This is a genomic window from Deltaproteobacteria bacterium, assembly GCA_003696105.1.
Classification (GTDB): domain Bacteria; phylum Myxococcota_A; class Polyangia; order Haliangiales; family J016; genus J016.
This window is the reverse complement of sequence record RFGE01000283.1, coordinates 21,267-29,915: the sequence shown is the minus strand read 5'-3', so window position 1 is coordinate 29,915 and position 8,649 is coordinate 21,267. Positions and strand designations below refer to the sequence as shown.

Genomic DNA, 8,649 nt, shown 5'->3' with positions numbered 1-8,649 from the left:
TCCGGGCTTCGGTAGCTCGCCCGGTCGCCGCCCGCCGGCCCCCAAGGCGGCGGCCCCCGCCGCGAAGAAAGCGGCCCCCGCGAAGCCGGCCGCGTCGAAGAAGGCCCCCGCGAAAAAGAGCAAGGCCCAATAGCCTCAGCGCGCCCCTACATTCTCGGCCCACCGCGGCGCCCCGGCTCGCCCGGGGCGCGCGCGGTGTCGGCCCGGTGGCGCGCGCCTCGCCGCGCCCGCGCGCGCGGTGTCGGCCCGGTGGCGCGCACCTCCCCCGCGTGCGCGCGCGTCGCTGTCGCCGTGCGCCGCGCGCACGGCGCGGTTCTGCCGCTACCCGGCGCCGCTGCCCGACAGGCCGTGGCGCTTGAGCAGCTCTCGCAGGTGGTACCGCGTGAGCCCGGCTTCCTGCGCCGATCGCGTGATGTTGCCCGCGTTCCGCTCGAGCAGCGCCGCGAGGTACGCGCGCTCGAATGCATCGACCACCGCTTGCTTGGCCGACTTGAACCCGACGTCCTGCTTGAACAGTGCCGGATCGAACGACGCAGGCCCGTCGGCCGGCGGCGGCAGCGGCCCGCCGGCGAGCTTGGCGGCCGCCTCCTGCGCCGCGCGCGTCCCGGCCCGCATCAGGTCGTGCGACACCACCACCGACGGGCCCCCGCGACCGAACACCAGGTCGGCGCGGCTGATCACCGGCCCGTCGCACAGCGCCGCCGCGCGCTCGACGACGTTGCGCAGCTCGCGCACGTTCCCCGGCCACGAGTGGCTCACCAGCGCCGCCATCGCGTCCTGACTGAAGCTCAGGTTCACCCCGCGCCGGCTGGCAACCTCCCGCAGGAAATGCTGGCACAGCTGCGGCAGGTCCTCGCGCCGCTCGCGCAGCGGCGGCAGCTCGATGTGCACGACCGACAGGCGGAAGTACAGGTCCTCGCGGAAGTTGTTCGCATTGACCTCCGCCCGCAGGTCGCGGTTCGTCGCCGCGATCACTCGGACGTCGACCTTGATGGTGCGGTCGCCGCCCACGCGCTTGATCTCGCGTTGCTCGAGCACGCGAAGAAGTTTCGGCTGCAACGAGATGTCCAGCTCGCCGATCTCGTCGAGGAAGATCGTGCCGCCGTTGGCTTGCTCGAAGCACCCGCGGTGCTGGCCGACCGCGCCGGTGAACGACCCCTTCTCGTGGCCAAACAGGGTCGACTCGATTAGATCCTTCGGGATGGACCCGCAGTCGAGCACGACGAACGGCTTGTCCGCGCGCTTGGACGCGTTGTGGATCGCGCGCGCGACCATCTCCTTGCCGGTACCGGTCTCGCCGGTGATCATCACCGTGAGATCCGACGGAGCGACTTTCTCGAGCGTCGCAAAGATCTCGCGCATTGCAGCCGACGAGCCGATGAGCTGGTCGAACCGGTCCTTTTGCGACAGCTCGATCTCGACGACGTCCTGCGTGGTCTGAAACTGAATCTGCGTGTGGCCCGCGCGGAACGTCGTTCCCGGCCGAAGGTACACCTCGCGGATCTTCAGGTCGCCGACGTACGTGCCGTTGCGCGAGTTGAGGTCGCGCAGCCGATACCCGTCGTCGCGGGCGATCACCTCGAAGTGCGAGCCCGACACGGCCTTGTCTTGGAGCACGAGGTCCGCGATCACGCTGCGCCCGCCCGTGATGCGCGCCTTCGACATCTCCAGCTCCAGCCCCTGGTCCGGGCCCGCGACGACGACGAGCTTGGCCTTGCGAAGCCGGCGCACAGTCGCGCGCTCGCCGTCGAACACGGTCGTCAACCCGGCTTGTCCGGCCTGATCGAGAAACCCCGCCACGTCCGACATGTCGCTACCGTACCGCACTGCCGCGCCGGCACACCACCCCGCACGAGCGCGCGGCTTGCCGGGTCAGTTCATCCACCGGTGGTCGTCGGCGCCGCCGCGGAGGACCTTGAGGCGGCGCCGCAGACGGCGCTCGCGCCAGCGCAACCAGGCGATGCGCGGGTTGAGCGCGTTGGACGTGAGCCCGAGCGCGAGCAACATCGCGGCAGCCCAGCCCGCGCCCGTGGCCCATTGACCGCCGACGACGACCATCAGCGCGGCGAGTCCGACCATGCCGTAGGCGAGCTGGCGCCCGGTCATGGGCAGCACCGCGAAGAAGTACACGCGCGAGCGCGCGAACACGACGCCGTAGGCGACCACGCCGGCGAAGATCGTCGCGTCGAGGCCGGCGACGAACTGCTCGCCCGGCAGCCACGTGCCGGCGAGCGTGCCGACGGCGGCGGCCACCGCCGACGTGCCGAGCGCGAACCCGACGAATCGGCGCGTGCCCCACCACTTCTCCAGCGCCGGCAAGAACGTCCACAGCATCAGGCCGTGAAACAGCAGGCCGATGAACCGCACCTCGACGAACGGGCTCGTGACCAGCGTCCACAGCTTGAACTCCGACCAGACCGTCGCGTCGGTCGCGATCAGGTTGCGCGAAAACCACAGCCGGCCGGCCGGGCCGAGCAATGCGAACACGAGCGACAGCCCGACCTCGGCAACCAGCAGCCACATCGCGCCCGGCGTGATGCGGGCGTCGCGAAAGAATCCGGCGGTGCGGCGGCTCCAGCGAGACATGGGTCCGGACACTGTACCCCGCGAACCCTGCGTGTCGACCTCGGCCGGCGCGGCCGGCCCGAAACGACCGCGGCCGCCCGAAGGCAGCCGCCGTATACGCGGGACGCCGGCTCAGCCCGCCGGACCGAGCCCGCCCGCGGGCTCCGATCGGCGCCGCGTCGCGGCCGCCCGCGCGGGGTACCGGCGGCGTGCACGCTCCCGGCGACAGGAAGCCGACGCCGCCGGCACCGCGAGGGGCTCGCGCAGCGGGTCGCCGTCCGACGGCCTCAGATCGTGGCGCAGAATGCGGGATCGTCCGTGTCGTCGAACGGGACGATCAGCACGCCGAGATCCTCGTCGCCGTCGGTGATTTCGAATCGGTCGATCGACCGGAAACAGGCGACCGACGTCGACCCGGTGTCGAACAGGCCGGTAATCTCCAGATCGTAGGTATCGGGCTCCAGATCGATGAGCGCCTGGGTCTTGTCGTTTTCGATGCACGCCGCCAACTCGGTACAGATGTCGTCGACCTCGGCCACGCCCTCGACCGTCAGGGTCGCGGCAATGCAGGCTCCGCCGCCCAACAGAACCAAGTTGGTTCCCTGGTCCTGGACGCCCTCGCCGCCGACGCCACCGCCGCAGTTGCTGCCGCCGGCCGCGCCGTAGTCCACCGTGAACAGCACGTCGGCCACCGCGGGCGCGAACGTGAAGGTGAAGTCGCCGAGATCGACCGTAGGTGCGTCCAGCGTCACGTTGCGCGGCATCGACGTGCCGAGCGCGACCTCGTTCCCGGTGCCGTCATCGCCGAGGACGCTCACCACGACCGTGTAATCGGCGTAGGGCAGAAGCGACGTGCGCCCGCCGCCGGCTTCGCAGCTGAAGATGTCCTCGACCCCGACGGTCGTTCCGACCTCCGTCGCAAGGGTAGACACGCCCGTCGCCCCCGCGTCGGCGCAGGTGATGGTAGTTCCGCCGGACTCGAGCGTCCACGTGAGCGAAAAACGCCCCTCGTCGCCGCTATCCGTGGTGATGATGCAACCGCTCGACAGACCGACACAGCCAACGAGCAACGAAACCAAGATGTGATTCCTCATGGATTGTCCTCCCCTACGTGGGACCCCGCTTACTGCAAATGGTGGGACCGAGTATCGACCATTCCACCGGCCGCGGTCACGCGCGCGGCGCGGTTTTCGTGTCGTGGGACGGCGGCCTGTTCCGAATGTGCCATCTGCCCCGCGCCGCGCGCCGTGATCCGCGTCAACTGCCGCGACTCACATGCGTCGGGCCGCACGGCGATCAGCAGGGCGTTGAGCGTCGCGACCTCGCCCGACGCGACCGTGCGCACGATCGGAGCCGGGACCGCGTAGCGGTCGGCGGGCGGCGGCCGGCCGGTGCCCTCGCACACCGGCTCGATCCAGATCGCCGTGGGGCCGGGCTCGACGACGAAGCCGGTCACGCCGTGCAGCGAGTCACACCGAAATCGGTCGCTGCGGACCGGATCACACACGCCGGACAGCTCGCCCGCGTCCCCGACCGGTTCCCAGCAAACGCGCACCGCGTCGATATCCGGCAGGTCGCGGCCGTCGGCGCCGACCAGATCGCAGTCCGCCGCGTCGCCGTCCAACGTCCGCAGCGACCAGCTCAGCTCCACGGCGCCGCCGTCGATTTGCACACAAGCCGTCATTATAGCGAGCCCCGCGACGGCCAGCGCGGTGGCCGCGGTCGCGATCGCGAGTTCGACCCTCGCGCCCGCACGCGTATTCAACGGACCCGCGATTTGACCCCTCCGGAGGGACGTGTACACTCCAAACTCGTCAATATGCAACAATTCCTACCGCTTGTCGCCGCCGCCGGGAACCTCGGCACCTGGCACCTGATCGCCGACGCCGAGCCGGTCGTCAAGGGGGTCATGGCGCTCCTGGCCGCGATGTCCATCGGGTGCTGGTACATCATCGGCTACAAGTATTTCTACATCCGGCGCGCGATGGCGGAGTCCACCCAGTTCATGGACTCGTTTTGGCGGTCGCGGGACATCGAGCAGATCTACAAACACGCGCAGAGCCTCCAGCGTAGCCCGATCTCGGCCATGTTCTTGGCCGGCTACACGGAACTCGCCAAGCTGGTCAACGACGCCGGCGAGAGCCGCGCGCGGGAAGCGGATCTGGAGAACATCAAGCGGGCGCTGCACAAGGCGCGCGCCACCGAGGCGACCAAGCTCGACAGCATGATTCCGTTCCTGGCGACCACCGGGTCGTCGGCGCCGTTCATCGGTCTGTTCGGCACGGTGTGGGGCATCATGACGTCGTTTCGCGAGATCGCCGCGAGCGGCAAAGCCGGCATCGACACGCTTGCGCAGCCGATCGGCGAGGCGCTGATCGCGACCGCCATCGGCCTGGTCACCGCAATCCCCGCGGTGATGTCCTACAACTACTTCACACGCCGGGTGCGCGTCCTCGACTCGAACATGGACACGTTCGAGCAGGACTTCCTCAACATCATCCGGCGTCACTTCCTCAAGTAGCGGAGGCGGCGAGCGATGGGCATGTCCGGCGGGGGCAAGTACGGCGATCTCAACAGCGAGATCAACGTCACGCCGCTGGTCGACGTGATGCTGGTGCTGCTCATCATCTTCATGGTGACCGCGCCGATGCTCAACGCCGCGGTCGACCTCAACCTGCCGCAGGGCGGCGTCACCAAGGTCGCCGACACGGACGGCAAGCTGGTGTTGTCAATCGACAAGCACCGCGTGCTGCGGCTGGGTGACACGCCGGTGCGGTGGACGGAACTGTACGACAAGCTCGCCAACAACGCCAAGCTGCAGCGCGAGGGCGAACTGTATGTCGAGGCCGACAAGGATCTGCCGTACGGCGTCGTGATGGTCGCCATGTCGATCGCGCGCGAGGCCGGAGCGGCCAAACTTCAGATGGTGGCCGACCCGAACGCCGCGAAAGCTCCGCTTGACGAGTGGGATGCCCAGCGCGCCGAGGCGAATGCCGCGGGGCGCGGCGCGTCCAACCCGAGCACACCGTGACCGACCGCCGCTTCACCGTACTCGGCATCGCGCTCACCGTGTTGATGCACGGGCTGCTGGGCACCGCGCTCGCGCTGCTCGATCGCGACCGCAGCGACGACGGCCCGCGGCTGCGCCGCCTCGACGACAACGCGGTCGTGATCGAAGCGTCGCTGGCGTACAAGCGAACGACGCGCCGGAAGACCCGCCAGCCGCAGAAGAAGAAGGCGCCGCCGAAGGTCGCGCCACCGGAGGCGACCCGGCTCACCGCAAACCCGGACGCGCCGGCGAAACCGCCCGAGCGCAACGACCGCGTACGTCCACAAGACATCGACGTCGACGCCGTGCTCGCCAAGCATCGCAACGTGGACCTGTTCGACGACGAAGCGGACGTGGCGGGCGACAGCGAGCCGGAGGTGGGCTCGGCCGAGGGCTCCGAGTGGGGCACCGCCGAGGAGGCCCGCGGCGACCCGTACGTCGGCGAATTGCACGGCCGCATCAAGAAGGTGTGGAAGATCCCGACGCTCGCAACCAATCCGGGCGCAGTACTCGGGTGCGTGCGACTCGACCCGAGTGGAAAGATCGTCGCGCGCGAGGTGCGCGAGCGATCCGGCGACGCCACGCTCGACCGGTCCGTGGTCGAGGCGCTGCGCAACGCGACCGATATGGACAAACCGGTGCCCCCGCACCTGACCGACCTGCTTACGAAAAAGGGCGTATGCTTCCGATTCCTGCTCGACGGCTAGTGGCCGCGCTCGCGTGCGCGGCGGCGATCGCGGGCGTCGCCGGCGACTCGGTCGCCGATGGCGGCCCGGTCATCATCGACGTCACCCAGCCGCAGCGGTCGCTGTACCCGCTGGCGATCCCGGTGGGCGTCGACTCCGATCCGAAGCTCGCCGACGAGGTCGCCGGCGTCCTGTCCTTCGACCTGTCCGTCGCGGGCTGGTTCAAGGTGTTGTCGCCGAAGTCGTTCCTCGCCGATCTCGCGCGGGAAAAGCTCGGCATCGTGCCCAAGAAATGGGAGGACGTCGGCGCGTTCGGCGTGATCAAGAACCGCGTCGTGGCAGACGGAGCGACGGTGCGGCTCACGTTCAAGCTCTACGAGGTCGAAAAGGGCAACCGGCCGGTGCTCGAACGCAGCTACAGCGGCAGCCGCGACGAGCTGCGCCGATACGCGCACGCATTCGCCAACGAGGTGGTCCGCTATTACACGGGCGAGGACGGGTTCTTCGGCTCGAGGATCGCGTTCGTCGTGCCGGGCCGGCGCGGGCGCAAGGTGATCCGCGTGATGGACTTCGACGGGCGCAACCCATACAACCTCACCCGGAACCGGTCGATCAACATCCTGCCGGCGTGGTCTCCCGGCGGCAACACGATCGCGTTCACCTCGTACATGCGGGCGAACCCGGACCTGTACACCGTCGGTGTCGGCGGCGGGCGGCCGCGGCGCTTGACGCGCTACCCCGGCATGAACACGGGCGCCTCGTACTCGCCCGACGGCAGCAAGATCGCGCTGACGCTGTCGAAGGACGGCAATCCCGAGATCTACGTGGTCGACGCGCGCACCGGCCGCATCCTCAGGCGGCTCACGCGCAATGCGTACATCGACACGTCGCCGGCGTGGTCGCCGGACGGGTCGGAGATCGCGTTCGTGTCCAACCGCGAGGGCGGCCCGCAGATATTCGTCATGAGCGCGACCGGAGGCAACCAGCGGCGCGTGTCGCGCAACGGCGACTACAACACCGAGCCGACCTGGTCGCCGCGCAAGGGCAAGCGCATCCTCGCGTACACGACGCGCGACGAAGGCCACTACGACATCGTCACGCTGGATCTCGACACCGGGCAGATGGTGCGCATCACCCAGGGACAGGGCAGCAACGAATCGCCGAGTTTTTCGCCCAATGGCCGCGCGATCGCGTTCGCCTCGCGGCGCGCGGAGGGCAGCGGCATCTACATCGCGAACGCGGACGGCACCGGCAAACAGCGCCGGGTGTACCGCGGCCGCGTCGATGACGTGGCCTGGGGGCCGGTGCCGTGACTCGGGTCGCGGCGGTCGACGTCGGCACGAACACGATCCTGCTGCTCGTCGCCGAACGGCGCGGCGACCAGCTCGCGCGCGTGTTCGAGTCGTGCCGCTTCGTTCGACTCGGCGAGGGGCTCGACGCAACCGGCCGCCTCGCCGACGCCGCGGTCGCGCGGGCGCTCGACGCGTTGGCCGCGTGTCGGGCCGAGATCGATGCGCACGGCGCCGACCGAGTGGCGGCGATCGGGACGCAAGCCCTGCGCGAAGCGGCCAACGCCAGCGCCTTGCTCGTGCCGGCGGCCGACCGGCTCGGCGCGCCGATCGAGGTGATCTCGGGCGAGCGCGAGGCCGAGCTGGCATTTGCCGCGGCGTGCCGGGCGCTGCCGGGGCTGGCCGGCGGGCCGCTCGTGGTCGCCGACGTCGGCGGCGGATCGACGGAGATCATCGCCGGCGACGCCGGCGGCGTGCGCGCGCGCCACAGCGTGCCGATCGGCTCGGTCCGCCTCGCCGAGCGCCACCTGCGCTCGGACCCGCCGGCTCCGGACGAAGTGCGCGCGCTCATCGCCGACATCGACGCGGCGTTCGCTCCGATCGATGTGCCGCGCGGCGCGCCGATCGTCGGCGTGGCCGGCACGGCGACCACGCTGGCGGCGGTGGAGCTGGCCCTTCGCACCTACGAGCCCGACCGGGTGCAGGGCCAGCGGCTCGGTCTGCCGACCATCGAACGCCAGCTCGCCCGCTACCTCGAGGTGACCGTCGCGGTCCGGCGCACGCTGCCGGGGCTGGAGCCGCAGCGCGCCGACGTGATCCCGGCCGGCGCCGCCATCTTCGCGCGGTTGCTGCGGCGCGCGGGTGCCGACGAGCTGATCGTCAACGACCGCGGAATCCGCTGGGGCCTGGCCTGGGAGCTAGGAGGCTGTTGCGCATAGCCGCTGGCTGCGGTCGCGATCTGCGGGCGATCTTCGGCGTACGTCCTCGCGCCCTTCGGTACCGTATGTGGATACGCGCCCTCGTGCGCTACGGGCGTGCGCCGAACCGCGCCTCGGATCTC

The 8,649-nt window shown here is 70.1% G+C and carries 9 protein-coding genes; 5 read left to right on the top strand and 4 right to left on the bottom strand.

All coding sequences use genetic code 11. The features are described from left to right. Nucleotides 1-321: 321 nt before the first annotated feature. The 4 genes from D6689_18010 to D6689_17995 all read right to left on the bottom strand — a co-directional run bounded on the left by D6689_18010 (nt 322) and on the right by D6689_17995 (nt 4,237). On the bottom strand, nt 322-1,809 hold the full coding sequence (locus D6689_18010) for an FHA domain-containing protein (GenBank protein RMH39012.1): 1,488 nt from the start codon (nt 1,807-1,809) through the stop codon (nt 322-324). Between the two features lie 63 nt (nt 1,810-1,872). After that, nucleotides 1,873-2,586: a rhomboid family intramembrane serine protease gene (locus D6689_18005; protein ID RMH39011.1), complete on the bottom strand. Its 714-nt coding sequence runs from the start codon at nt 2,584-2,586 to the stop codon at nt 1,873-1,875. Between the two features lie 266 nt (nt 2,587-2,852). Next, nucleotides 2,853-3,644, bottom strand: coding sequence for a hypothetical protein (locus D6689_18000; protein RMH39010.1), 792 nt, complete (start codon nt 3,642-3,644; stop codon nt 2,853-2,855). A gap of 44 nt (nt 3,645-3,688) precedes the next feature. Then, nucleotides 3,689-4,237, bottom strand: a complete 549-nt coding sequence (locus D6689_17995) for a hypothetical protein (protein RMH39009.1) — start codon at nt 4,235-4,237, stop codon at nt 3,689-3,691. Between the two features lie 147 nt (nt 4,238-4,384). Between D6689_17995 and tolQ the strand changes: the two genes are divergently transcribed. The 5 genes from tolQ to D6689_17970 are packed head-to-tail and all read left to right on the top strand — an operon-like array spanning nt 4,385 to nt 8,527. Beyond that, the gene (tolQ, locus tag D6689_17990) at nt 4,385-5,086 is read left to right on the top strand and encodes a protein TolQ (protein ID RMH39008.1); all 702 of its coding nucleotides are present in this window, start codon (nt 4,385-4,387) and stop codon (nt 5,084-5,086) included. Nucleotides 5,087-5,101: 15 nt separating this feature from the next. Continuing rightward, on the top strand, nt 5,102-5,596 hold the full coding sequence (locus D6689_17985) for a biopolymer transporter ExbD (GenBank protein ID RMH39007.1): 495 nt from the start codon (nt 5,102-5,104) through the stop codon (nt 5,594-5,596). Further along, complete coding sequence (locus D6689_17980; protein ID RMH39006.1) at nt 5,593-6,321, top strand: hypothetical protein; 729 nt, start codon at nt 5,593-5,595, stop codon at nt 6,319-6,321. Before D6689_17985 ends, D6689_17980 begins: the two co-directional genes overlap by 4 nt. After that, nucleotides 6,294-7,613 carry a Tol-Pal system beta propeller repeat protein TolB gene (tolB, locus tag D6689_17975; protein ID RMH39005.1) on the top strand — a complete coding sequence of 440 codons (1,320 nt, stop codon included), beginning with the start codon at nt 6,294-6,296 and terminating at the stop codon, nt 7,611-7,613. The genes D6689_17980 and tolB overlap by 28 nt, the downstream gene beginning before the upstream one ends. Continuing rightward, nucleotides 7,610-8,527 carry a Ppx/GppA family phosphatase gene (locus D6689_17970; GenBank protein RMH39004.1) on the top strand — a complete coding sequence of 306 codons (918 nt, stop codon included), beginning with the start codon at nt 7,610-7,612 and terminating at the stop codon, nt 8,525-8,527. The genes tolB and D6689_17970 overlap by 4 nt, the downstream gene beginning before the upstream one ends. The last annotated feature ends 122 nt before the right edge of the window (nt 8,528-8,649 follow it).

Coding starts and splice junctions, on each gene's coding strand:
- D6689_18010 (RMH39012.1), bottom strand. CDS start 1,809: ATGTCGGACGTGGCGGGGTTTCTCGATCAGGCCGGACAAGCCGGGTTG.
- D6689_18005 (RMH39011.1), bottom strand. CDS start 2,586: ATGTCTCGCTGGAGCCGCCGCACCGCCGGATTCTTTCGCGACGCCCGC.
- tolQ (RMH39008.1), top strand. CDS start 4,385: ATGCAACAATTCCTACCGCTTGTCGCCGCCGCCGGGAACCTCGGCACC.
- D6689_17985 (RMH39007.1), top strand. CDS start 5,102: ATGGGCATGTCCGGCGGGGGCAAGTACGGCGATCTCAACAGCGAGATC.
- tolB (RMH39005.1), top strand. CDS start 6,294: ATGCTTCCGATTCCTGCTCGACGGCTAGTGGCCGCGCTCGCGTGCGCG.